This is a genomic window from Desulforamulus putei DSM 12395 (assembly GCF_900129195.1).
Lineage (GTDB): Bacteria > Bacillota > Desulfotomaculia > Desulfotomaculales > Desulfotomaculaceae > Desulfotomaculum > Desulfotomaculum putei.
The window spans coordinates 37,523-63,381 of record NZ_FQUY01000006.1; the positions used below are offsets into that span (position 1 = coordinate 37,523).

Here is a 25,859-nt window from a genome sequence, read left to right on the forward strand (position 1 = left end):
CTTACAAAATGATAAAAATCTAACACCTTTCAATATTATAGTTAAAATGCCACGATTAAAACAGTGGCATAACGACTCGCCAGGCATACTTCTTTATATTTCCACACTTTGCAGTTTCTCGTAAACTTTAGGTAGCATAAGTTCTATCAGGGCATTGGCAAATTGTTCATCATCGAGTATTTTCATAAAGAATTTTTCATTCTGGCTCATCCTATCCACCACTTTACCCATAAATGACTTTTGAAAAGCATAGCGGAAATCCATGGGGGTTTTGGCCGCAAAATCGGTGGTAACTTTTCCCGTTTCCAAAAGAAACCGGAAAAAGGCCCTCAGGGAGCAGATATTTTGTTCCACGGTTTTGTAGGTATATCCTGCCAGGGTTTTGATTTAGTTGTTGATATAGTCAATAGTCATCCCATTACAGGATGTAATGCTCTGCGCTGTTAGGTAATCCATGAACGCTGATGACTGTTTGCCATAGTGGTTTTTTGTTACCGAAAAACAAATTTCGACAAGAAATGAATCATTTTTATGTTAAGATTTTTGATAAAAATAGAATTAAGACTTTAGAGTGAGGAGTTAACTTTTGAATCAATTAATTAATCTTATTTACCAAACACAAAATGAAAACTGGGCCGGTCAGGCTAAGCATGCTTTTGAAGAGCTGTTTGGAGCCAATGGAGGACGTTATCCCGATAAGGCAAGAAAAGTTGTAACTCTTCGCGCCCCGGAATTTAAGGGGGGATCAGGTGTTCCGTTTGCAGCACTGATTCATCCTTCAAACCCCGATTCCGGTGCGTATGGTGGTATGAGTTTTGTTATTTTTCCCGTACCGGATGCCCCTAGTCTGATTGCCATGGTTATAGGAACCCAGGGGCTAAGCCCTGATGAGGAGATCCTTGGACGACCCGGTCATGGAAGAAAGGTGGCCGCCATTTGCAACTGGCTTAATAAAAAATATGGTAATGGAAAAATGGTTGCCTGGGCCAAGCAGGACCCGGTAAGGATAGATTTGGATATCCCTGACAATATTAAGAGACTGTTTCCAGAGTACCAGTCCATTTTTGAACGTTATGGTAGGGTGTTATATGGTATCTTTGTACCAAACGGTGATACTAAAGCCACAACTAGCGCACTGAAAGCGTTTATGGATTTAATGTTTGAGGAACGTGGTATCTACCCATTGAAATCTTTTGCTAGTGAATGGGAAGAGATACGTTCGGAATATTTTTCTCATTTAATGCCTGACATTTCGCTTGAAAAAGTACAGGAGATACTTCAAGAACGGCGGTTTGTTGTATTACAAGGGCCGCCAGGAACAGGCAAAACAAGATTGGCCCTACAGATTTTAAATAATACTTATAAAGGAAAGGGGAAATCCATACAATTTCATCCCAATACGACATATGAGAACTTTATTGGAGGACTTGCCCCGGAGAAAACAACCGATGGGATGGGATTTAGATTTACTCCTCAAATGGGTCACTTAATGACTGCAGCGAAGGAAGCAATAGAAAATCCAAATGAGCCCTATTTACTCCATATAGATGAAATTAACAGGGCTGATCTGGCTAAGGTTCTCGGAGAAGCAATTTTCCTCCTAGAATATCAGTCGAATGAAAAAAGACAATTAGAATTACCATATAATTTTGGAAAACCCTTTGGTAATACATTTTGGTTGCCGGATAACTTACATATCATAGGTACTATGAACAGTGCGGATCGAAGTATTGCTATTGTGGATGTGGCGGTGCGGAGGCGTTTTGCCTTCGTAAAGCTGTGGCCGCAGATGGAAGTAGTACAGCATATAGCTGGGCCATTGATGCAAAAGGCGTTTATGGAATTGGTAAGCATTTTTGTTGAACACGCAGGTGAAGACGCGTTGGCCCTTGTTCCAGGACATTCGTATTTTTTACAAAAGGACGATAATAAAGCACCGCAACAACTAAGGGTAAATCTTGCCCCCCTGTTAGAAGAATATTTGAGCCAAGGATATGTTGCTGGTTTTTCTGACCATATCCGAGCTTACCTTCAGTGGATAGAGAGTCTGTAGGAGAGTAAGTTAGATGAATCGTCGTAGAATCTTTGTCAAAGCACCTCTACTACCGATTAAACCCGGAGAATCTCCTTGCTTAGAGGTTGTTGATTCTTCTACTATCCGTCTCCCGGCTGATTTTTTATTAAAAGGCCAAAAACCTAGAGATCCTCAACCGCAGGTGGCACGTTTAGGTAATCAATTCATCCAGCAAAATCGTGGCATTTTAGGGAATTTTGGAATTACTGCAAACATTCATTATGACGGGAGTTCCGTTGATCTGATCTTAAATACGGGCACAAGGATAGGAGCATTTCCGCTTTTATCTCCCACTTCAGGGAAGCCAGATTACGGGATTATTATTAAACCACGTTTTGATTGGTCGGGTATTGGCCCTATGTTATGTAAAATGGGTTGGAAAGTAACACCTTTTCCCCTACAACTACCTTTAATCCCACATTCAGATAGAAAAATACCTCCGTGGGTGTTATCAACAACAATCCTCCTGCGCATCAAAGAAATGCTGGATAGGCTTGAAAGGAGATTTGACTTTACCGAATCAGACCTACCTGCGCCTCGTGGAAGTATTAAGTGGCCACAATATTTTACCAATCTGGCTCATGCACACTTTTTACAAGTTCCCTGTAGGTACCCCGACCTAAGGGATGATAATAATTTAAAAGCGGCGATCCATTTTACTTTACGAAAACAGCTAGCTAGTCTGGAAACTCAGAGAGCCGCAGGATATTTTGTTCTTCAACTGATTGATCTATGCCATTCTTTACTTAAACGAGTATCTAGTGTGACACCTAAAAGACCTAATTCATTGAATTTTAGTGCGTGGCAACGGGGAAACCTTCAAACAAGGGTTTTTAGGGATGGATTACAGGCAATGGAGTGGACTATAGATGATAGAGGGCTTGCAGGGCTTGGAGATTTACAAGGACTGCCCTGGATTCTGTCGATGGAAGAATTTTTTGAGGCTTGGGTAGAAACTGTTGCAGGGGAGCTTACCAAAAGAATAGGAGGTATTCTACGGGTTGGTCGCAAAAGAGAAACAGTCGCACCGCTTGTATGGAATCCTTCTTATGTTGGTTCCCAAAAATATTTATTGCCAGATTTAGTCCTCGAACGGGCAGCCTCAGATGGGAATGGAATAGAAACCATTATTTTTGACGCGAAGTATAAAGGTCACTGGGAAGATTTAAATGTAAACCGGTGGGGTAATTTGGATGAAGAATTGAGAGAGCGTCACCGAGCAGATCTACTTCAGGTATTAGCTTATTCCACACTATCAGACGCCAACAGAATCATTAGTTGCTTAGTATACCCCTGCAGGAAACAAACATGGCAATCCTTGAGAAAAAGAGGAATGGTTTATCACCATGCTTCTCTTAATGCAGGAAAAAGAAACATAATATTGGTCCTAACAGCTATCCCGATGGAAGCCAAAATGGAAGAAGTTATTGAAACTTTAGCTGCAGCCGTCGCATAGGTTAGATTCAGGATATAGCCAATTCTTCATCAAAGCAGTAAAAATCCCGGGGTTTCATCGTGCTTGGCTGAGATAAACCGCTTGGAGCGCATTGGATCCAGTGAGCGAACTAGGTGACGTACCAGAGTGGATTTTCCGCATAAACCTGTCTTCTCCATACTTCCCCCCGTAGTGACCTTTCATTGCTAGGCCTTAGAAGATAATTTACGCCCTTTTTAAAGGAGAGAATTTAGGATGAAATTTATTTTTTGTATAGAGTCCGATTGGGAAGGAACCCATGTTGCAATGTACTAAAGGTATTTATCCTACTAAGGTAAAGTACATATACAGAACTGCAAACACAGTTGCTGAATTTAAATATTGTCTTAAAAAGTTGAAACAGATAAACAAAGCTAATGATGACTTTTGTGTACTATTTTTATGTGGTCATGGTGAACCAGGTAAGATACATTTTGGTGAAGACTCATTAAGTTTGGAACAACTCGCAGAGGCTTCAATGCAAATTAAAGAAAACCTATTTTCCGGGCATCTAATTCATTTTGATTCATGCTCGGTCGTTAAAGGTACTGAGAACCGCATCAAAAAATTTATGAAGCTTACCGGTGCATCATATGTGACCGGATTTAGAGATGATGTCGATTTCATTGAATCACTTGCCTTTGAGATGATTTTTATTGATTTCTTAAGTAATCATAAGAATATTGAGGAGGCCATAAAAGATTTTTCAGCAGTACACTCTTCACTCTGTGAAAAGCTGAAATTTAGGATAATTAGCAGTCTTTAATAAAAAACGACGTTGGTTATAAAAGCCATTAGTAAATTGGCTTAGAATTGCACCCCAAGTTCGAAAATTTAACCATATAGACCCACATGCCGCTGACGCGGCACCAGCAGAAGGATGAAAAATTATATTTTCAGGATAGTTCCCAAACCAAAAAGAAGCCACCCCGTCTAATTGGGGTGACTATTTGGGGTAGCATACTATCATTTGTAAAGGGACTAACTGTCATTTGTTGTTACATATAAAAGTATTTTTTATATGTAACGTTTTATTTCTTACTCCACCGTCACACTCTTCGCCAAATTCCTCGGTTTATCAACATCACAACCACGATACACGGCCATATAATACGCCAGCAGTTGCAGCGGAATTACCGTCAGAATCGGTGCCAGGACCTGGTGGGTCTTGGGGATATACAGCACCTGGTCGGCTACTTTTTCCACTTCGGTGTGGCCTGCCATGGCCAGGGCAATGACGGAAGCGTCTCTGGCTTTGACTTCTTTGATGTTGCTGACCATTTTTTCAAACAGGCTCTGCTGGGTGGCCAGGGCAATGACCGGGATGTTTTCCACGATCAAGGCCAGGGTGCCGTGTTTGAGTTCGCCGGCGGCGTAGGCTTCGGCGTGGATATAGGAGATCTCCTTCAGTTTCAGAGAACCTTCCAAAGCTACGGCATAGTCCAGGCCGCGGCCGATAAAAAAGGTGTCTTCAGCTTTGTGGTACTGCTTGGCGAATTCTTTAATGGGCTCCACGTTGTCCAGGACTTCCTGGGCTTTGGCGTAGATGGACTTCAGTTCACCCAGGATTTCTTTGATGTTGCCGGCGGCCAGGGTGTTGCGTTCCTGGGCCAGGTAGAGGGCCAGCAGGTACATGGCCACCAGCTGGGTGGTGTAGGCCTTGGTGGAGGCCACAGAGATTTCCGGGCCGGCCCAGGTATAAATGATGTCGTCGGCTTCCCGGGCCACCGAGCTGGCGATGACGTTGGTGACGGCCACCACCCGGGCGCCGCGGCGGCGGGCTTCCCGCAGGGCTGCCAGGGTGTCGGCGGTTTCGCCGGATTGGCTGACAACCACCACCAGGGTGTCTTTATCTATAATGGGGTCGCGGTAGCGGAATTCGGAAGCAATATCCACTTCCACGGGAAGCCGCACCAGCTGCTCGATGACGTATTTACCCACCAGGCCTGCGTGATAAGCGGTGCCGCAAGCGGTAATCATGATTCTTTTGATCCCCTTGATTTGTTCGGGGGTCATTTTAATTTCATCCAAAATGACTTTGTCGCCGGCATGGGAAATGCGGCCTTTGAGGGTGTCCCGGAGGGCCCGGGGCTGCTCGTGGATTTCCTTCAGCATGAAGTGATCGTAGCCGCCCTTTTCCGCTTCTTCGGCATCCCAGGTGACTTCAAAGATTTCTTTCTCAACCACTTGGCCGGTGACATCCCGGATGATGACCTGGTCCGCTTTCAATTCCACCACATCCCCGTCATTGAGCAGGTAGCACCGGCGGGTGTGTTTGAGCAGGGCCGGGATGTCCGAGGCCAGCAGGTTTTCGCCCTGGCCCAGGCCCACCACCAGAGGCATATCCTGGCGTACGGCCACAATACGTCCCGGCTGGTCCACCGAGATGGCCATGATGGCATAGGAACCTTCCAGGTGGGAAACGGTCTTTTGCACTGCTTCAACCAAATCCCCTTTGTAGAAATACTCGATTAAATGCGGGATCACTTCGGTGTCGGTCTCGGATTTAAAGACATGGCCCATGGAAGAAAGCCATTCCCGCAGCTGCAGGTAGTTTTCGATAATCCCGTTGTGTACCACGGCGATTTTACCGTCGTTGGATGTATGGGGGTGTGCGTTGATATCACTGGGACGGCCGTGGGTGGCCCAGCGGGTATGCCCGATGCCGATGGTGGCATGCAGTTCCCTGCCGCTCAAAGCCTTTTCCAGTTCGGCCAAGCGACCCACTTTCTTTTCTACCTTTAAGCCGTCCTGGTCTAGGACCGCCACGCCGGATGAATCATACCCTCTATATTCAAGTTTCTTTAATCCTTCCAGGATGATAGGTGTTGCGGGTCTGCTGCCCACATAGCCCACTACGCCGCACATAGATGTCGACCTCCTTAAAATAGTCATGCCGCGGCCATACCGGCCACGGCTTCTTTGTTTATTGTGTAATTTGCCCCGGTAAAGGCAATACCATACCAGGGCGTGAACACTTCCAAAATGCCGCCTGTTGGTCACCTGTAGTCTTTGGCCCGGGAGTTGCCTCCCGGATTTGTTCTACGCTGCGGCCGTGACCGGGCCGGAGGGCATCCGCCGAATACATCGATACTCCCTCTCCTCGTCAACCCTGAAGGGCCAGGGTTCTGGCGCTTGTTTTTTTATTTAGTTTTCCTGCCGTTGCACGCCGGTATCACCTCCCTTGTTCGCTCGCTAGGCGTGTATGAGGGCTACTAAGTTTATATTATGTGGGCAGCAGTTAAATGCTGCCCACAATTTCTGCCATTTTGTCGACGATGGCTTGGAGTTCCTCCATGTCCTTGCCTTCCACCATGATGCGCACCAGGGGTTCGGTGCCCGAAGGGCGGACCAGAATGCGTCCCTGACCGGCCAGGTCCCGCTCAAAACGGCGGATGGCTTCGGTGATGATGGGGCTGTTCATGACAGCTGTTTTATCCTGCACCCTGACATTTTTTAGAATCTGGGGGTATTTTTCCATCTGCCCCGCCAGTTGGGCCAGGGGTTTGCCGGTTTCTTTCACCACTGAAAGCAGCTGCAATGCTGTTATTATACCATCACCGGTGGTGTTGTGTTCAAGAAAAATGATATGGCCGGATTGTTCGCCGCCAAAACGGGTGCCGGTCTCCAGCAGTTTTTCCAGCACATAGCGGTCGCCCACTTTGGTTTCCACCACGTTGATATCGCTTTTTTCCAGGGCCTTGTGCAGGCCCAGGTTGCTCATAACGGTGACCACCACGGTGTTCTTGCGCAGCTTGCCCCTGGCCTTTAAGTGCTTGGCGCAGAGTACCATGATCTGGTCACCGTCCACCAGGTTGCCAGCATGATCTACGGCCAGCACCCGGTCGGCGTCCCCGTCGTGGGCCAGGCCCAGGTCTGCGCCCTGTTTAACAACCTCTGCCATTAAGGCCTCCGGGTGGGTTGAACCGCAGTTGTCGTTAATGTTGACCCCGTCGGGCAGGTGGAAGATGGGAATGACTTCCGCTCCCAGTTCGGACAATACCCGGGGCGCTACCCGGTAGGCTGCCCCGTTGGCGCAGTCCACCACCACTTTCAGACCCTGCAGGTCGGTGGAAATGGTGCCTTTGACATACTCCACATACTGGTCCAGAGCATTTTCCACCATGTACATGCGGCCCAGGTCCCCGCCGGTGGGTTTCGGCAGGTGGGCCTCCGGATCTGTAGCCAGTTTTTCAATTTGGGCTTCCAGTTCGTCCGGCAGCTTGTAACCGCTGGGGCCGAAGAATTTAATACCGTTATCCGCAACGGGGTTGTGGGAGGCGGAAATCACCACCCCGGCTCCCGCTCCTAACTTTCTGGTTAAATAGGCAATGGCCGGCGTGGGCAACACGCCTACTTTGTAGACATCCACCCCTACGGAACAAATACCGGCCGCCAAGGCCGCTTCCAGCATATCGCCGGAAATTCGGGTATCCCGGCCAATGATAACTTTCCGGGGATGGCCCTGTCTGGTTAAGACATGAGCCCCTGCCCGCCCCAACCGGAAGGCCAGCTCGGCGGTCAGTTCTGTATTGGCCACCCCGCGCACTCCGTCGGTGCCAAATAGTTTCGCCATTATACGTTTATTTCCCCCTTATCCTACAAGGAAGCTCTTGATAAATCAAAGCTATTATATAACCGACAAGTTTTGTATGTCAATTTTTTAACATAGTATGAACCGGACCGGCCCTTTGATTTTGTCCACCCCGGCGAAAATGCACAGGCCCGGCATCGGTCTGTCGGAGCCGGAAATCGCTCTCAGGGCTGTTTATTGGGCTCCGTCGGACTGGGATTCTCCTGGGGCTTTTCCGGCGGTTCCTGGGTAGGCGGTTGTTTGGGCTTCACCTGGAACGCCAGCTCTACTTTACCCGGCACGATATCCACCACGCCTTCGGGCAGCAGCAGCCGTGCTTCCTTTAACACATCACCGGAAATTCCGTCGATGCGGATGGTTTCGGTACTGATGCTTTCCAGATTCCTTAACACTTCAACCGGCGCATAGACCTGTACCGTGGCCGGCTGGGGGATTACCCGCAGCACCTGGTAGGAATCCGCCGGGCTGCCTGTATAGCGGGGTACCACCGGTAATGTCCGGGAAGGCAGGGCGCGGGTGACAGGCACCAGCACTTTTACCCGGTCCGGGGAAGCGGTGACTCCCGCAGGCAGGGGGATCATCAGCAGCTGCTCGATATTCTGGTTGGTCCCTGTAATATCAACGGTTAGCTCCAGTTTTTTCAAATCTTTGAGAATGCGGGCCGGACCCCGGACCAGGACAGCCGTGGGCTGCACCACCGGTTCCAGTGCGGTATGGCCGCTCAACGGTTCTCCTTTCACCACTGCGGTGACCGGAAGCTGTTTTTGGATGACCCTTTCCACCGTGATAGTAACCCGGGAGGGGTTTACCTGCACCACCTGCAGACCGCTGGGGGCGGTGACTTGAACAGGCCGGGTGGTTTCACCCTCTGTGATATAACTTAAATCTACAATGGCCTGGAAATCTGCCGGCCTGATACCGGACAGCTGGGCGGTTTTCCCCTGCACCCGCACGGTGACACTTTTCGGCAGGCCATTTAAGGTTAAGCCCTGGGGCAGTTCTCCCCGGGTCTCCAAGGTTACTCTGAATTCCTGCTCCTTAACGGGGTTTTGCGCGTTATTGACATATACCCACAGCAAAACGGCCAGCAGTACCGAGAGCAGCATCATGGAGTTGTTGCTCCATTTCAGCCGGATCATTGCTCGTTCCTCCTAAATACCCCGCTCAATGAACCGTAATGTTTTTGCTCCAGGGCATCGTTTAATTTTTGTTTCAGGGTGGATTCGTCCAGCATACGGTCAATGGCCCCGTCCATGGCCAGGGAAATGGCGCCGGTTTCTTCGGAAACAATGACGGCCACCGCGTCGGAAACCTCGGAAACCCCGATGCCGGCCCGGTGCCGGGTGCCCAGTTCCTTGCTCAAGTAGGGGTTTTCCGACAGGGGCAGGAAACAGGCGGCGGCGGTTACCCGGTCGCCCCGGATGATGACGGCCCCGTCATGGAGGGGGGTGTTGGGAATGAAAATATTGACCAGAAATTCGGCGGAGACAATACCGTCAATTTTAACCCCGGAGTCGATGTATTCTTCCAGACCGGTCACTCTTTCGATGATGATGAGGGCGCCCATTTTATTCTTGGTCAGCACCTGAACCGCCCGCACCACCTCATTAATCATACGGCTCCTGTCGGCTTCTTTAAGGGTGTTGACAGTCCTGGTAAAAAATTTCCCCCGTCCCAGGGTTTCCAGCGCCCGCCGCAGTTCGGGCTGAAACACAATGGGCAGCGCCACCACCAGGGCAGTCATGACCTGTTGGAGCAGCCAGTTGATGGTATACAGGTGCAGCCAACTGCTGGCGGTGGTGGCCACCAAAAGAACCACCAGCCCCTTAATAAGCTGCACCGCCCGGGTTCCCTGAATAATTCGCATAAAGCGGTAAAAAACAAAGCTTACCAGCAAAATGTCCAAAATGCTGGTGAAATTTAATATGTCAAGGTTCAGCGCCTTGAGTTGTTCCAGCAACCGGCACTCCCCCCATTCTCAGATATTCGTAGTATTTCTCAAAAAGACGCACCAATCCACTGATGTTTTTTTCGATACCAAATTACATTTAACCTTCTAATTATTATAAGGAATATTTTCACTTTTGGCAGGGAGAAAAATAAGATTGGGTCCGAAGTCCCAATCTTATTTAGCGGGCAGATAGGCTTTTCCTTCATTATTAAACTGTGTGCCAAAGGGTTTGGACAGTGACTGCAGCCGGAGGTAAAGACAAAGTTACCCGTATATGATTGCCCGGCCGGGGCAGACTAATATTTTCCAGGCAATTTGAGCCAAAAAAGAAGAAGACCCGGAAAAAATCTTCCGGATCTTCTTTGTTCTGACATTATATCTTTTGTTCTTTCAGCAGTCCGTAGGCCATACTGTCTGCCAGGGCCTGCCAGCTGGCTTCAATGATGTTGGTGGAAACGCCCACCGTTCCCCATGTCTTTTTGCCGTTGCCGGTTTCAATTAAGACGCGGACCATGGCTTCGGTGCCGGCTTTTTCTTGCAGTACCCGAACTTTGTAATCCAGCAGCCTGAGGCCCGCCACTTCTGGAAAAAAGGTTTCCAGCGCCTTGCGCAGGGCATTGTCCAGAGCATTCACCGGGCCGTTTCCTTCGGCGGCAGTGTGTACAATTTCTTCTCCTACTTTTAATTTGATAACAGCTTCCGAGTGGATGGGCTGCTCTTCCCTCATCTCCAGGATAAGCCGCATGCTTTGCAGTTGGAAGGGTTCCCGGTAACCGTTCAGGGCTTTTCTCAGCATCAGTTCCAGGGAGCCCTCGGCCGCCTCAAACTGGTAGCCGCGGTGCTCCAAATTTTTCAGCTGTTCCAGCACCTGCCGGCCCTCGGGGCTGTTCTTGTCTAAATGAAGTTCCTTGTATTTATACAGGATGTTGGAAATCCCCGCCAGCTCGGACATCAACACCCGCCGGGTATTGCCCACCAACGCCGGGTCCAGGTGTTCATAGGTACCCGGTTCCTTTATGAGGGCGCTGACATGGATGCCTCCCTTGTGGGCAAAGGCGCTCTCTCCCACATAGGGTTGGTTGGCCACGGGGTTCAAATTGGCCAGTTCGTATACATAGCGGGAGAGCTCCGTCAGGTAGACCAGGTTTTCCCGGGGAATGGTGGGGCAGCCCAGTTTAAAGGTGAGGTTTGGGATGACGGAGCAGAGATTGGCGTTGCCGCACCGCTCTCCCAGCCCGTTGACGGTACCCTGCACCTGGGTTGCCCCGGCCTGCACGGCCATCAGGGAATTGGCCACCGCCATTTCCCCGTCATTGTGGGCATGGATACCCAGTTCCACCCCGGGCAGTTCTTCCCTTACCCGGGTTACGGCCTGAAAGACCTCCAGGGGCAGGCTCCCCCCGTTGGTATCGCAGAGGATTACTGCATCGGCGCCGCCCTGCACCGCCGCCTTCAGGACCTCCAGGGCATAACCGGCATTGGCTTTGTAGCCGTCAAAGAAATGCTCCCCGTCGAAAAACACCGTGAGGCCGTGGTCCTTGAGATAAGCCACAGATTCCCGCACCATACGCAAATTCTCTTCCAGAGTGGTGTTTAACGCCCGGGTCACATGAAAGTCCCATGCTTTGCCGAAAATGGTGGCTACTTTGACGCCTGCTTCCAGCAGGCGGTTCAGGTTGACATCCCGGGACGGTTCCACGCCGGGACGGCAGGTGCTGCCAAAGGCGGCAATCACCGCGTGTTTCAGGGTGTATTGTTGGATGCGGTTGAAGAATTCCATGTCTTTAGGATTGGAACCGGGCCAGCCCCCTTCAATATAATGGAAGCCCATTTCATCCAACCGCAGGGCAATTTTAATTTTATCCTCGGCCGAGAGGCTGACCCCCTCCCCCTGGGTGCCGTCCCGCAGGGTGGTATCGTAGATTTTGATCGTTGGTGCTAAATTCCCAATGTGAACCACCTCATTCATGCTATGGGGTTTTTCTTACGTGGTGTATATCGTGCGTTTAGTATCATAACCACATCAAAGAAACTTCAGCCCAAAGCATTAATAATCGCTTCCGTCATTTCCACCGTACCCAGGCGGTTTTTACCGGGCTGCATGATGTCGCCGGTGCGGCAGCCTTGCTGCAGCACTCTGTCCACGGCCTGCTCGATGGCAGTTGCTTCGGCTTCCAGGCCGAAGGAGATGCGCAGCATCATGGCGGCGGACAGGATGGTGGCAATGGGGTTGGCCAGGTTCTGGCCGGCGATGTCCGGCGCGGAACCATGGATGGGCTCGTAAAGGGCCACTTCGCCGCCCAGGCTGGCCGAGGGCAGCATACCGATGGAGCCGGTGAGCTGGGAAGCCAGGTCGGTTAGGATGTCGCCGAACATATTCTCGGTCACCAGCACGTCAAACTGTTTGGGATTGCGCACCAGCTGCATGGCGCAGTTATCCACGTACATGTGGCTCAGTTCCACATCCGGGTATTCTCCGGCCAGGCTTTCCACCACCTCCCGCCACAGGCGGGAGCTTTCCAATACGTTGGCTTTATCTACGGACGTCAATTTTTTGTTTCTTTTGCGGGCCATTTCAAAGCCCAGCCGGGCCACCCGTTCCACCTCGGCGGTGGTGTACTCCAGGGTCTCCACCGCTTTCTGTCCCCCGCCGGGCAGGTCTTCCCGGCGCTTTTCCCCAAAGTACAGCCCGCCGGTTAACTCCCGTATAATCAAGATATTCAGTCCGGACACCAGTTCTTCCTTCAGGGTGGAGGCATCGGCCAGGGCGGGATTTACCACCGCCGGGCGCAAGTTGGCATAGAGGCCCAGCTTTTTGCGCAGGGGCAGTAGGGCTCCCCGCTCGGGACGCAGTTCAGGCTCCAGGTTATCCCACTTGGGTCCGCCCACCGCCCCCAGCAAAATGGCATCGCTGTTGCGGCAGACCGCCAAAGTTTCTTCCGGCAGCGGGTGGCCGGTGGCGTCGTAAGCCGCTCCTCCGATCATGGCTGTCTGAAATTGAAACTCCCGATTGAATTTTTCCGCCACGGCCTGCAGGACCCTGACCGCCTGGGGGACAATTTCCGGCCCGATGCCGTCACCGGGCAATAGCGCGATTTTATACACCTTGCTTCACCCGTCCTTTTACATAGTTGATGAGTCCGCCGGCCTCAATGATTTGCCGCATGAAATCCGGGATAGGCGCCGCCTGGTACTTTTTGCCGGTGGTAAGATTGGTGATGGCGCCGGTGGCGGCGTCAACGGTGATAGTATCCCCTTCCTTCAGTTCGTCGATGATCTCGGGACATTCAAAAATGGGCAAGCCAATATTAAAGGCATTGCGGTAAAAAATACGGGCAAAGGATTTGGCCACCACGCAGGACACCCCGGCGGCCTTAATGGCAATGGGAGCATGTTCCCGGGAACTGCCGCAGCCGAAATTCTTGGCTGCCACGATGATGTCGCCGGGCTGTACCCTGGAAGCAAACCGGGGATCGGCATCCTCCATGCAGTGCCGGGCCAGTTCCGCCGGGTCGGAGCTGTTCAGATAGCGGGCGGCGATGATTAGATCGGTATCCACGTCGTTGCCGAACTTCCAGACTTTTCCCTGCAGCTTCATTTACAGCACCTCCTCGGGATGGGAAATACGGCCGGTCACGGCGCTGGCCGCGGTGACCGCCGGGTTGGCCAGGTACACTTCGCTCTCGGCATGGCCCATACGGCCCACAAAGTTACGGTTGGTGGTGGCGATGCAGCGCTCCCCTTTGGCCAGGATGCCCATGTGGCCGCCCAAGCAAGGGCCGCAGGTGGGTGTGCTGATAACCGCTCCGGCATCCAGGAAGATTTCAAATAAGCCTTCCCGCATGGCCTGGCGGTAAATTTCCTGGGTGCCGGGGATGATAATCAACCTGACTCGCTTGTTGACTTTTTTCCCTTTGAGGACCTCGGCAGCCAGGCGCAGATCTTCCATACGCCCGTTGGTGCAGGAGCCGATGACGGCCTGGTCGATGTCCACCCTGCCGGCTTCACTGACCGGACGGGCATTTTCGGGCAGATGGGGGAAGGCCACCTGGGGTTCGATCTTGGTTACGTCAAATTCGTAAACTTCCGCATAGCTGGCGTCCGGGTCGCTGGTATAGAAGGTGTAGGGACGTTTGGTCCTGCCTTCCACATACTGCCGGGTGATTTCATCGGGTTCGATAATGCCGTTTTTGCCCCCGGCTTCAATGGCCATGTTGCACATGGTAAAGCGGCCGTCCATGGAGAGCTGGCGGATGGCTTCGCCGCAGAACTCCATGGCACGGTACAGGGCGCCGTCCACACCGATTTTGCCGATGGTGTAGAGGATGAGGTCCTTGCCGCCCACCCATTTGTTTAACCGGCCGTTATAAATAAATTTCATGGATTCCGGCACTTTAAACCAGGTTTCTCCCAAGGCCATGGCAGCGGCCAGGTCGGTGCTGCCCACGCCGGTGGCAAAGGCCCCTAGGGCGCCGTAGGTGCAGGTGTGGGAGTCCGCCCCGATGACGACGTCACCGGGTCCCACCAGCCCCTGCTCGGGCAGCAGGCAGTGCTCGATACCCATGCGGCCCACTTCAAAATAGTTGGTCAGTTCCTGGCAGTGGGCGAAGTCCCGCACCAGCTTTGCCTGTTCCGCAGATTTGATGTCCTTGTTGGGGGTGAAATGGTCGGGCACCAGGGCCACTCTTTCTTTATCCCAAACCCTCTCCAGGCCGATCTTTTGAAATTCTTTGATGGCCACCGGCGCCGTAATGTCGTTGGCCAACACCAGGTCTACCCTGGCGTTGATCAGTTCCCCGGGTTTTACGCTGTCTTTCCCTGCTGCCGCAGCCAGTATCTTTTCTGTAATTGTCATTGGCACGGTACTTCACCTCTCTTAATTAGCTGTCAGCCTTCAGCCCTCGGCCGTCGGCCTGTATTGTATAAGTACAAACCTTTTACCACTTGCAAACCTACTATTTTGTTCATCACTCTGAATTAAAAGGTAACCCCAAAGGCTGATGGCCGATGGCTGACGGCTGATGGCCAAACAAACCATGCCGGCCTGCCTTTGAAGCAGATACTTCCCTACCGCCTCAACCCCTATCATAGATCAACTTATTCACCGCATTTACATAGGCCCTGGCGGAGGCTTCCAGGATATCGGTGCTGACGCCCCGGCCGGTGTAAATTTTTTCCCGCCCGTTGCACTTGAGCTTCACGGTGACGTCACCCAGGGCGTCTTTGCCGCCGGTGATGGCATTGATGGTATAGTTGACCAGGGTGCAGGAGAGGCCGGTAATTTTGTCCACAGCTTTATAGATGGCGTCCACCGGACCGTCGCCGCAGGCGGCGTCTTCTTTCCGCTCATCGCCCACCCGCAGCCCCACGGTGGCGGTGGGCACCACGGTAGTGCCGCTGGAGATGTGGAAATATTCCAGCGTATAGGTGTCCGGAATGTGCCGGATTTCGTCATCCACTATGGCCTGCAGGTCTTCATCGGTAATTTCCTTCTTTTTGTCCGCCAGGGATTTGAATCTGGCAAAGGCCAGGTTCAGTTCATCATCGGTCAAGTTGTAACCCAGCTCGGCCAGGCGGTCCCGGAAGGCATGGCGGCCGGAATGTTTGCCCAGCACCAGGTTGCTGGCGGCAATGCCAACCATCTCAGGGTTCATAATTTCGTAGGTAGTTCGCTCCTTCAGCACACCGTCCTGGTGGATGCCGGACTCGTGGGCAAAGGCGTTCTTGCCCACCACCGCCTTGTTGGGCTGCACCGGCATACCGGTTAATGAACTGACCAACCGGCTGGTCCGGTAAATTTCCCGGGTGTTAAACCCGGTGGTAAGGCCGTAACGGTCCTTGCGGGTGTACAGGCCCATGACCACCTCTTCCAGGGCGGCGTTGCCGGCCCTTTCCCCGATGCCGTTAATGGTGCCTTCCACCTGACGGGCGCCGGCGCCCACGGCGGCCAGGGAGTTGGCCACCGCCAGACCCAGGTCGTCATGGCAGTGCACGCTGACAATGACCTTTTCAATGCCGGGCGTCCTTTCCATGACCTGCTTGATAAACAGGGCGAACTCCTCGGGCATGGCATAGCCCACGGTGTCCGGTATGTTGATAACCGTGGCCCCGGCTTTAATGACTTCGCCGAAGACCCGGGCCAGATAGTCCACATCGGAGCGGGAGGCGTCCTCGGCGGAAAACTCCACATCCGAGGTGTATTTTTTAGCGTGTTTCACTGCTGCCACCGCCGCCTCCACCACCTGGTCCCGGTCCTTGCGCAATTTGTATTTCAGGTGAATGTCAGAGGTGGCTATGAAGGTATGAATACGGGCCTGCTCGGCGTCCCGCAGGGCTTCCCAGGCGCTGTCGATGTCCTTGAAGTTGGCACGGGCCAGACCTGCCACGGTGACGCCCCGCACCTCCCTGGCCACTGCCTGAACAGCGGCAAAATCGCCGGGAGAGGTAATGGGGAAACCAGCTTCAATAATGTCCACGCCCAAGCGCGTAAGTTGCCTGGCAATTTGCAGTTTCTCATTAATATTTAAACTGACGCCCGGGGACTGCTCGCCGTCCCGCAGGGTGGTATCAAAGATGTAAACCCGGTTGCTCAATCCATTCCCTCCCGTCAAATCTATTCATAGTCCAAAGCGTCGCAGATATCGGCGCCTGCCAGCACCATTGGCATCACATTCTCATCGGGGTCGATGGCACAATCCACCAGCACCGGCCCCTGGTCACTGAAAGCTTCGGTCAGGGCAGTCTGCAATTCTTGATCGGTACGGACGGTGAAACCCTTAAAGCCATAGACCCGGGCCAGGGCCGCAAAGTCCGGCACGAAGGTGAAGTCCACCGCCATGTACCGCTTGTCGCAGTAAAACTCCTGCAGTTGCCGCACCATCCCCAGCCGCCTGTTATTTAACACGAAGATTTTCAACGGCAGGCTTTGTTCCGCAGCGGTGGCCAGTTCATTGAGGGTCATTTGAAAACTGCCGTCACCGGTTACCAGCACCACCGTTTCGTCGGGTCTGCCGAACTGGGCGCCGATGGCGCCGGGCAACCCGAATCCCATGCAGCCCAGACCGCCGGAGGTGACAAATTTCCGGGGATATTTAAAGGCAAAGTGCTGGGCCACCCACATCTGGTGCTGGCCCACATCGGTGGCCACGATGACGTCACCGCCGGTGTGACGGTAAATTTCTTCTATTATATATTGCGGTTTCAGATACTCGCCCCCCGGCCGGTACCTGGGAGCAAATTCATGCTTCCAGTAACCCACGGTGTTAATCCAGGTGGTGTTTTGTTTTTTGTCCAACCGCACCAGCAGGGCCTCCAGGACCTTTTTGGTGTCGCCCACGATGGGTAGGTGGGATATCACGTTTTTACTGATTTCCGCCGGGTCGATGTCCACATGGATGACCCGGGCACGAGGAGCAAACCCGGCCACTCTGCCGGTGACCCGGTCGTCAAAGCGGGCGCCCAGGGTAATCAACAGGTCGCACTCGGTAACCGCCAGGTTGGCAGCTTTGTTGCCGTGCAGCCCCAGCATGCCTAGGAACAGGGGGTGGTCGCCGGGAAAGGCGCCCAGCCCCATCAGGGTGGAGACCACCGGGGCATCGATGGTTTCTGCCAGCCACACCAGTTCTTCCGAGGCGTTGGCGTTCACCACACCGCCGCCTATGTAAATGACCGGCCGCTGGGCCTGCATGATGAGTTTGGCTGCCTGGTTGATTTGGGCCCCGTGCCCCTTGACGGTGGGTTTGTATCCCATTAGTTTAACATCGTCGGGATATTTGAACTGGATAGGGGTCATGGCGATGTCCTTGGGCAGGTCGATCAACACCGGTCCCGGCCTGCCTGTACGGGCGATATGAAAGGCCCGCTTGACAATCATGGGCAGCATTTTGGGGTCTTTCACCAGGTAGTTATGTTTGGTAATGGGCATGGTGATACCGGTGATATCTACCTCTTGAAAGGCATCGGTCCCTACCTGAACGGTGGGAACCTGCCCGGTAATGGCCACCAGCGGAATAGAATCCATGTAGGCGTTGGCCAGGCCGGTTACCAGGTTGGTGGCGCCGGGACCGGAGGTGGCCATACAGACCCCCACCCTGCCGGTGGTCCGGGCGTAACCGCTGGCCGCATGGGCCGCCCCCTGCTCGTGCCGGGTAAGAATATGCTTGATCTTGCTGTCTTTCAGGGCATCGTACACAGGGAGGATGGCACCACCGGGATAACCAAAGATTAACTCCACACCCTCCATCTCCAGGCAGCGAACCAACGCTTCGGCACAGGTAATTTCCAAAGCATATCCCTCCCGTTTTGGTCGTTAGTCGTTAGTCGTTAGTCGTCGGTCGTCAGTAAAACCATTGGTCATACCGGAAGACCGACAGCCGCCAGCTAACACCTTTATATTTTTATTCCTGACGTCAGACATCCGACGACCGACGTCTACTTCTTGAGCCAAGGCATCATTTTGCGAAGTTCGGCGCCAACCTTTTCAATGGGGTGCTCCTGTTCCATTTTGCGGATGGCATGGAACTGCGGCCCTTTGACCTGGTTTTCCAGCATCCAGTTGCGGGCGAAGGTGCCGTCCTGGATTTCCGCCAGCACCCGTCTCATTTCCTGCCGGGTTTCTTCGGTGATGATGCGGGGACCTACCATATAGTCGCCGTATTCAGCGGTATTGCTGACGGAGTATCTCATGCGGGAAAGGCCTCCCTCATAGATGAGGTCCACAATTAATTTCAGCTCGTGCAGACACTCGAAGTAAGCCATTTCAGGGGCATAGCCCGCTTCCACCAGGGTTTCGAAACCGGCCTTGATGAGTTCACTGACACCGCCGCACAGGACCGCCTGCTCGCCAAAGAGGTCGGTCTCGGTTTCTTCCTTAAAGGTGGTCTCGAAAACACCGGCTTTGGTGCAGCCGATCCCCTTGGCATAGGCCAGGGCAAGGTCTTTAGCTTTACCGGTGTAGTCCTGGTAAACGGCCACCAGTCCGGGTACACCCTTGCCTTCAACATACATGCGCCTTACCAAATGGCCGGGGCTCTTGGGGGCCACCAGAAAGACATCCACATGCTTGGGCGGTACAATTTGGCCAAAGTGGATATTGAAACCGTGGGAGAACATCAGAGCCTTGCCTTCGGTCAGGTAGGGCTCGATTTCTTCGGCATAGACCCGTCCCTGGATTTCATCGGGGAGCAGGACCTGAATTACATCAGCCCTGGCGCAGGCTTCGGGTACAATGGCCACTTCCAGACCGTCGGCTTCGGCCCTAGCCCAGCGGGGGCTGTCTTTGCGCAGGCCCACCACCACATCCAAACCGCTATCTCGAAGGCTTTGGGCCTGGGCATGGCCCTGACTGCCGTAACCCAGCACGGCAATCTTTTTGCCTTTCAGGTACTCCAAATTTGCATCTGCATCGTAATAAATTCTTACCATGTTTAGTCCTCCTCTTTTGTCCTGTTAATATTGGTATATTTGGCGCCCCGCAGCATGGCTACTTTGCCGGTGCGCACCAATTCTTTGATCCCAAAGGGGCGGAGCGCCTCTTCAAAGGCATTGATTTTTTCCTGATTGCCGGTGCACTCGAGGGTCAGGTTCTTGTGGCCGTAATCTACGATATTGGCCCGGAAAATTTGGGCAATTTGCATGATTTCCCCCCTGCTGCCGGCATCGGTGTTGACCTTGATGAGAACCAGTTCCCTGTCCACATGGGGGGATGAGGTAATATCACTGATTTTGATCACATCCACCAGCTTGTGCAATTGTTTGCTGACCTGCTCCAGCACCCGCTCATCCCCCTCCACCACGATGGTCATGCGGGAGATGGCCGGGTTGTCGGTGCGGCCCACGGCCAGGCTGTCGATGTTGTATCCCCTCCGGCTGAAGAGGCCGGCCACCCGAGCCAGAACCCCCGGGCTGTTTTCCACTAATACCGCCAGTGTGTGGTACATCACGACACCCCTTTCTACCCTAACATTTCATTCAGCGCCTTACCCGGCGGCACAAAGGGTAAGACGTTTTCTTCTCTCTCAATGACAAAGTCCATTAATACCGGTTTTCTTGACTGTATTGCCGCCTGCAGGACTTCTGCAACTTCCTCTTTGCGGGTTGCCTGGTAGCCTTCGGCGCCATAGGCCTCGGCCAGTTTGACAAAGTCCGGGTTCTTTATCTCCGTATGTGAATAGCGGCGGTTGTAGAACATCTCCTGCCACTGGCGAACCATGCCCAGGTAACCGTTATTCATGATGGCAACGTTGACCGGCAAGTCATAATCCACGGCGGTGGCCAGCTCCTGGATGTTCATTTGAATGCTGCCGTCCCCGGCAATGTCAAAGACCGTTTCTGCCGGGCAGGCCACCTGCACGCCGATGGCGGCGGGAAAACCGTAACCCATGGTGCCCAGCCCGCCGGAAGAGATAAAGGAACGGGGCCGGGTGTAGGTGTAATAGTGAGCCGCCCACATCTGGTGCTGGCCCACTTCGGTGGTGATGCGGGCCCGCCCGCCGGTCTGCCGGTAGATTTCACGGATGACGTGCTGGGGCTTCAGATTACCGCCGTTTTCATCGAATTCAAGGGGGTATTCCTTTTTCCAGGCGGCAATTTTATCCTGCCAGGCAGACTGCAGTCTTGCTTCTATGCGCTCCAACAACTGGTTGAGCACTGTCTTGACATCCCCGGCGATGGGAATATCTACCCGAACATTCTTCCCCAGCTCCGCCGGGTCTATGTCGATATGAATAATTTTGGCGTCGGGGGCAAAGGATTCCACCTTGCCGGTGACCCTGTCATCAAAACGCACCCCGACGGCAATCAGCAGGTCGCACTCGCAAATGGCATAGTTGGCGTACTTGGAGCCGTGCATGCCCAGCATGCCCAGGGCCAGCGGGTGATCGCCGGGGAATCCTCCCAACCCCATCAGGGTGGTGGCCACCGGGGCCAACAGGGTCTCGGACAGTTTCCTCAGTTCCTCATGGGCGCCGGCGCTGATAATGCCGCCTCCGGCATAGATGACCGGGCGCTGACTTTCGGCGATGGCCTTGAGGGCCTGATTGACCAGTTCCTCCCGGGCTTTGCGGGGCGGATTGTAACCGGGCAGGTTCAGGTAGCCGTTGCGGTAATAGTCCATTTCCCCGGAGGAAACATCTCTGGGAACGTCAATCAGGACCGGGCCGGGGCGGCCGGTGCTGGCGATGTAAAAGGCCTCTTTGACAATCCGTCCCAGGTCCCGGATATCTTTTACGATATAGTTGTGCTTGGTGATGGGAAGGGTGATGCCGGTGATGTCCACCTCTTGAAAGGAATCCCGGCCCAGCATGAACGTCGGGACCTGACCGGTGATGGCCACCAGGGGCACCGAATCCATGTAGGCGTTGGCAATCCCCGTCACCAGGTTGGTGGCCCCGGGACCGGAGGTGGCCAGGCAAACCCCCACCCTACCGGAAGCACGGGCATACCCATCGGCGGCATGGACCGCACCCTGCTCGTGACGGGTCAAAATGTGGCGAATATCTGCATCATAAAGGGCGTCGTAGATGGGGAGCGCCTGCCCGCCCGGGTATCCGAAAATGGTCTCGACACCCATTTCTTTTAAGCTGTCTATTAAAATCTCCGCTCCGGTCATTTTCATCTGTAAAACCTCCAGTTATGCTAATACTGCATTTCTTTGGGGGCTATTGGCTTTTGGCCTTTGAGGTATTTCTTTTGGGTCCTGTCATTTGACCCTTTGGCCAGACCCTTAAGGCTAACAACTGGACCCCATATCTCTACCCCAAAGGCTAGCTAAGCACTGCTCCTTTTCCGGCGGAAGATACCTGTTTGGCGTAGCGGGCCAGGTATCCCGTGGTGACTTTGGGTACGGGAGGCTGCCAGGCGGCCAGGCGCCGGTTGATTTCCGCCTGGTCCAGCTTGACCTCCAGCCGGTAGTTGGGGATATCAATCTCCACAATGTCCCCGTCCTGAAGGACGGCGATAAGACCCCCTTCCGCTGCTTCCGGGGAAATATGTCCGATGGAAGCCCCCCTGGATGCGCCGGAAAAACGCCCGTCGGTTAAGAGGGCCACTTCTTTGTCCAGCCCCATCCCCGCCAGTACCGAGGTAGGCGCCAGCATTTCCCGCATGCCCGGACCGCCTTTGGGGCCCTCGTAGCGAATTACCACCACGTCACCGGGTTTAATTTGGCCTCCCATGATGGCTGCAATGGCAGCCTCTTCCCCGTCGAACACTCTGGCCGGGCCGGTATGTTGCAGCATTTCCGGCGCCACGGCCGCTCTCTTCACCACCGCTCCGTCCGGCGCCAGATTGCCGCGCAGGATGGCCAGCCCGCCGGTGGAACTGTAGGGTTCTTTGACACTGCGGATGACGTTGCGATCTTTGATTTTGGCCTGTTCCAACAATTGGCCAACTGTCAAGCCACTGACAGTTTTAATGTTTGGATTAATCAGACCATTGACGTACAGTTCTTTCATCACCGCTTGGATGCCGCCGGCTGCGTAAAGGTCCTGTATATGGTACTGCCCGGCCGGGCTCAGCTTGCACAGGTGCGGCGTTTTCTCACTGATTTCGTTGATTAAATCCAGGTTTAGCTCAATACCCGCTTCACGGGCGATAGCGGGCAGGTGCAGTACCGTATTGGTGGAACAGCCCAGGGCCATATCCACGGCCAACCCGTTGCGGAAGTTCTCCATCGTTAAAATATCCCTGGGTCTTAGATTTTCTTGGACCAGGGCCACTGCCCTCATGCCGGCCGCTTTGGCCAGCCTGCGTCTGGCGGCGGTGACCGCTGGAACGGTGCCGTTGCCCGGCAGGGCCATGCCCAGCGCTTCGGTCAAGCAGTTCATGCTGTTGGCGGTAAACATGCCGGCACAGGAACCGCAGCCGGGGCAGGCATTGTCTTCCAGTTCAGCCAGTTCCTCACGGGTCATGCGGCCTACCTGCACAGCCCCCACCGCCTCAAACATTTGCGTTACCGAAACATCCTGGTCCCGAAATTTACCTGCCAGCATGGGGCCGCCGCTGACCACAATAGTCGGGATGTTCAAACGAGCGGCAGCCATCAGCATACCGGGAACCACCTTGTCACAGTTGGGGATCAGGACCAACCCGTCGAAGGGGTGAGCCTGGGCCATAATTTCAATGGAATCGGCAATGATCTCCCGGCTGGCCAGGGAGTAGCGCATGCCGGGGTGCCCCATGGCAATGCCGTCGCAGACGGCAATGGCCGGAAATTCCACCGGCGTCCCGCCGGCCATGCGAACGCCTGCCTTGACGGCCTCGGCGATATCTTTCAAGTGTATATGTCCGGGAACAATCTCGTTAAAGGAGTTCACAACCCCGATCATGGGTCGGGATAATTCTTCATCCAGCAGTCCCAGCGCTTTAAACAAACTGCGGTGCGGCGCCCTCTCCAGCCCTTTTTTCATTGCATCGCTGCGCATAGCTTTACCTCCCGATTATGAGTATACAAAAAACCTCTCGTTCCCCGGCATCAATGCCAGGGACGAGAGGTTTATCCTTCCGCGGTACCACCCTGATTGCTCTTAGCAAGAGCCACTCATGCACAAAATACATACATACCCTGTGCCTTTTGATAACGGGTTCTGAAAACCCGGCCCCAATTACTCGTGTGGATCACACTTTCACGAGGGCAGCTCCCGGGTGAGACCAGACTGTCAGTGGCGCCGGCTTCCACCCAACCCGGCTCTCTGTGGCCCTGTTCAGACTGTTGTCCCGATCATGGCTGTTTTCTGTACCTTACTAAATAAATTACTAGTAAGTATAGTAGTTTCGCCAAGTACTGTCAAGAAGTTCTGTGTTATGATCGGGTTAAATTATTCAGGGGCTGCAACAAAAAACCCCTCGTTCCCGGCAACATGCCAGGGACGAGAGGTAATCCTTCCGCGGTACCACCCTGATTGCTCAACAAAGAGCCGCTTTTGCACAGCATACAGACGTATTTGTGCGGTTTGATAACGGGTGCCAAACCCGGCCCAACCTACTTGCGTGATGCTTTCGGAAAGGCAGCTCCGGGGTGATGTAGGCAATCTGTCATGTGGCGCCGGCTTCCACCTGCCCCGGCTCTCTGTGGCCCTGTATCAGATGCCCGGTCCCCTTCAACGCTGTTTTGGATATGTTACTATTAAGTATAATTTTTTAGTCAACCACTGTCAAGAATTAGATAGATGAATTTTGTTCTTCTTTAGTATTTTGAACATTAGGTACTTCCGCCACCTGCCATCCTCCCTATGCGATTCCGTTTTTAAAGAAACAAGCCTTTTTTAAGTTTTTTGTGCAAAAGTTTTACCCCGGTAAACCCGGGGTAAATTGTTTTTTCTATATTTGCTGCAGCATGTTTCTGGCGTTGGCAATGGATTGTTGGACAGCCTCGGGGGCCGGGCCGCCTTTGACCTTTCTGGCGGCGGCGCAGTGCTCTACCCCGATGGCGGCATAAATGTCCCGGTCAAAGACCGGGGACAATTGCCGGTATTCCTCCAGGGTCAGTTCTTCCAGGGTTTTGCCCTGCTGCAGGCAATAAAACACAGCTTTTCCCACAATTTCGTGGGCTTCCCGGAAGGGCACACCCTTTTTGGCCAGGTAATCAGCCACATCGGTGGCGTTGGTGAAACCGCCCCGGGCCGCCCTGGCCATGTTGTCCTTGCGGACTGTCATGGTGGCAATCATGGGACGGAAGACCATCAGGCAGCCTTTGACGGTATCGACGGCATCAAAGAGCGCCTCTTTATCCTCCTGCATATCTTTGTTATAGGCCAGGGGCAGCCCCTTGAGCATGGTTAACAGACCCATTAAATCGCCGTACACCCGGCCGGTTTTGCCCCGGATCAGTTCAGCCACGTCCGGGTTCTTTTTCTGGGGCATAATGCTGGAGCCTGTGCTGTAGGCGTCGTCCAGTTCAATAAAAGCGAATTCGCCGGTGGACCAGAGAATAATCTCTTCACAGAAACGGCTGAGATGCATCATAATCAGCGATGCTGCGGCACAAAACTCCACGGCAAAATCCCGGTCGCTGACAGCGTCCAGGCTGTTCTCACTGACGGCGGCAAACCCCAGCAGTTCCGCGGTATATTCCCGGTCCAGCGGGAAGGTTGTGCCGGCCAGCGCCCCGGCCCCCAGGGGCATGACATCAGTGCGCTTGTAACAGTCTGCCAGCCTGTCCATATCCCGGAGAAACATTTGCACATAGGCCATCAGATGGTGGGCAAGGGTAATGGGCTGGGCCCGCTGCATGTGGGTATAGCCCGGCATCACGGTATGCAGGTGCTGTTCTGCCAGGTCCAGCAGTGTTTCTATTAATTCTTTCAGCTGGGCGCGGATTTCAGTAATTTCATCTTTGAGGTACATGCGGATGTCCACTGCCACCTGGTCATTGCGGCTGCGGGCAGTATGCAGTTTCTTTCCTACGGCGCCGATTTTGGCCGTCAGCAACTTCTCTACATTCATGTGGATATCTTCCGCAGCAATATCAAACTCCACTTGGCCGCTTTCGATCTCGCCTAGGATTTCCTTGAGACCTTCTACAATCTGCCTGGCTTCCTCGGGGGAGATGATTCCCACCTTGCCCAGCATGGTGGCATGGGCAATGCTGCCCCGGATATCCTGCTTGTACAGTCTCTGGTCAAAAGAAATGGAGGAATGAAAGTCCTCCACCAGACGATCGGTTGTTTTCTGGAAGCGGCCGCCCCAGAGCTTCATAGAGACTTCCCCTTTCATGCTTGATCCTTCACCAGTAAGTCTATCCATTCGCTGTTGGTTGTTGGCTGTTGGT

The 25,859-nt window shown here is 53.4% G+C and carries 19 protein-coding genes and 1 other annotated feature; of the genes, 3 read left to right on the forward strand and 16 right to left on the reverse strand.

Features of this window, described 5'->3' with window-relative positions; genetic code table 11:
- Positions 1 to 93 precede the first annotated feature (93 nt).
- Positions 94 to 354, reverse strand: a complete 261-nt coding sequence (locus BUB67_RS05610) for a hypothetical protein (RefSeq protein WP_073237056.1) — start codon at positions 352 to 354, stop codon at positions 94 to 96.
- 232 nt (positions 355 to 586) lie between these two features.
- Here BUB67_RS05610 and BUB67_RS05615 point away from each other — a divergent pair, with 232 nt between their 5' ends.
- The 3 genes from BUB67_RS05615 to BUB67_RS05625 all read left to right on the forward strand — a co-directional run bounded on the left by BUB67_RS05615 (position 587) and on the right by BUB67_RS05625 (position 4,314).
- Entirely contained in the window at positions 587 to 2,053 is a 1,467-nt protein-coding gene (locus tag BUB67_RS05615; protein ID WP_073237059.1) for an McrB family protein, read from the forward strand.
- A gap of 13 nt (positions 2,054 to 2,066) precedes the next feature.
- Complete coding sequence (locus BUB67_RS05620; protein WP_073237063.1) at positions 2,067 to 3,530, forward strand: 5-methylcytosine restriction system specificity protein McrC; 1,464 nt, start codon at positions 2,067 to 2,069, stop codon at positions 3,528 to 3,530.
- A 277-nt stretch (positions 3,531 to 3,807) separates the two neighbouring features.
- On the forward strand, positions 3,808 to 4,314 hold the full coding sequence (locus BUB67_RS05625) for a DUF6642 family protein (protein ID WP_073237066.1): 507 nt from the start codon (positions 3,808 to 3,810) through the stop codon (positions 4,312 to 4,314).
- Between the two features lie 272 nt (positions 4,315 to 4,586).
- Here the strand turns inward: BUB67_RS05625 and glmS are convergent, their stop codons facing one another.
- The 15 genes from glmS to argH all read right to left on the reverse strand — a co-directional run bounded on the left by glmS (position 4,587) and on the right by argH (position 25,786).
- Positions 4,587 to 6,416 (reverse strand): glutamine--fructose-6-phosphate transaminase (isomerizing), encoded by a 1,830-nt coding sequence (glmS, locus tag BUB67_RS05630; protein WP_073237071.1) that lies wholly within the window; start codon positions 6,414 to 6,416, stop codon positions 4,587 to 4,589.
- 373 nt (positions 6,417 to 6,789) lie between these two features.
- The gene (glmM, locus tag BUB67_RS05635) at positions 6,790 to 8,124 is read right to left on the reverse strand and encodes a phosphoglucosamine mutase (protein WP_073237075.1); all 1,335 of its coding nucleotides are present in this window, start codon (positions 8,122 to 8,124) and stop codon (positions 6,790 to 6,792) included.
- 182 nt (positions 8,125 to 8,306) lie between these two features.
- A complete protein-coding gene (locus tag BUB67_RS05640; protein ID WP_073237079.1) occupies positions 8,307 to 9,281 on the reverse strand; it encodes a CdaR family protein in 975 nt (324 codons plus the stop codon).
- Complete coding sequence (cdaA, locus tag BUB67_RS05645; protein WP_073237082.1) at positions 9,278 to 10,102, reverse strand: diadenylate cyclase CdaA; 825 nt, start codon at positions 10,100 to 10,102, stop codon at positions 9,278 to 9,280. Before cdaA ends, BUB67_RS05640 begins: the two co-directional genes overlap by 4 nt.
- 364 nt (positions 10,103 to 10,466) lie before the next feature.
- Positions 10,467 to 12,062, reverse strand: coding sequence for a citramalate synthase (cimA, locus tag BUB67_RS05650; RefSeq protein WP_073237087.1), 1,596 nt, complete (start codon positions 12,060 to 12,062; stop codon positions 10,467 to 10,469).
- A gap of 65 nt (positions 12,063 to 12,127) precedes the next feature.
- Positions 12,128 to 13,198, reverse strand: coding sequence for a 3-isopropylmalate dehydrogenase (gene leuB / locus BUB67_RS05655; RefSeq protein ID WP_073237090.1), 1,071 nt, complete (start codon positions 13,196 to 13,198; stop codon positions 12,128 to 12,130).
- Complete coding sequence (leuD, locus tag BUB67_RS05660; protein ID WP_073237095.1) at positions 13,191 to 13,691, reverse strand: 3-isopropylmalate dehydratase small subunit; 501 nt, start codon at positions 13,689 to 13,691, stop codon at positions 13,191 to 13,193. Before leuD ends, leuB begins: the two co-directional genes overlap by 8 nt.
- Positions 13,692 to 14,954, reverse strand: coding sequence for a 3-isopropylmalate dehydratase large subunit (leuC, locus tag BUB67_RS05665; RefSeq protein ID WP_073237098.1), 1,263 nt, complete (start codon positions 14,952 to 14,954; stop codon positions 13,692 to 13,694).
- A 214-nt stretch (positions 14,955 to 15,168) separates the two neighbouring features.
- Entirely contained in the window at positions 15,169 to 16,686 is a 1,518-nt protein-coding gene (locus BUB67_RS05675; RefSeq protein WP_073237104.1) for a 2-isopropylmalate synthase, read from the reverse strand.
- Between the two features lie 20 nt (positions 16,687 to 16,706).
- Entirely contained in the window at positions 16,707 to 18,377 is a 1,671-nt protein-coding gene (gene ilvB / locus BUB67_RS05680; protein WP_073237107.1) for a biosynthetic-type acetolactate synthase large subunit, read from the reverse strand.
- 146 nt (positions 18,378 to 18,523) lie between these two features.
- A complete protein-coding gene (gene ilvC / locus BUB67_RS05685) occupies positions 18,524 to 19,516 on the reverse strand; it encodes a ketol-acid reductoisomerase (protein ID WP_073237110.1) in 993 nt (330 codons plus the stop codon).
- Between the two features lie 2 nt (positions 19,517 to 19,518).
- Entirely contained in the window at positions 19,519 to 20,031 is a 513-nt protein-coding gene (ilvN, locus tag BUB67_RS05690) for an acetolactate synthase small subunit (protein ID WP_073237113.1), read from the reverse strand.
- 14 nt (positions 20,032 to 20,045) lie between these two features.
- Entirely contained in the window at positions 20,046 to 21,707 is a 1,662-nt protein-coding gene (gene ilvB / locus BUB67_RS05695; RefSeq protein WP_073237117.1) for a biosynthetic-type acetolactate synthase large subunit, read from the reverse strand.
- A 148-nt stretch (positions 21,708 to 21,855) separates the two neighbouring features.
- Positions 21,856 to 23,514: a dihydroxy-acid dehydratase gene (gene ilvD, locus BUB67_RS05700; protein ID WP_073237120.1), complete on the reverse strand. Its 1,659-nt coding sequence runs from the start codon at positions 23,512 to 23,514 to the stop codon at positions 21,856 to 21,858.
- Between the two features lie 55 nt (positions 23,515 to 23,569).
- Positions 23,570 to 23,823, reverse strand: a binding site (T-box leader).
- 586 nt (positions 23,824 to 24,409) lie between these two features.
- Positions 24,410 to 25,786, reverse strand: a complete 1,377-nt coding sequence (gene argH, locus BUB67_RS05705) for an argininosuccinate lyase (RefSeq protein ID WP_073237123.1) — start codon at positions 25,784 to 25,786, stop codon at positions 24,410 to 24,412.
- Between the last annotated feature and the right edge of the window lie 73 nt (positions 25,787 to 25,859).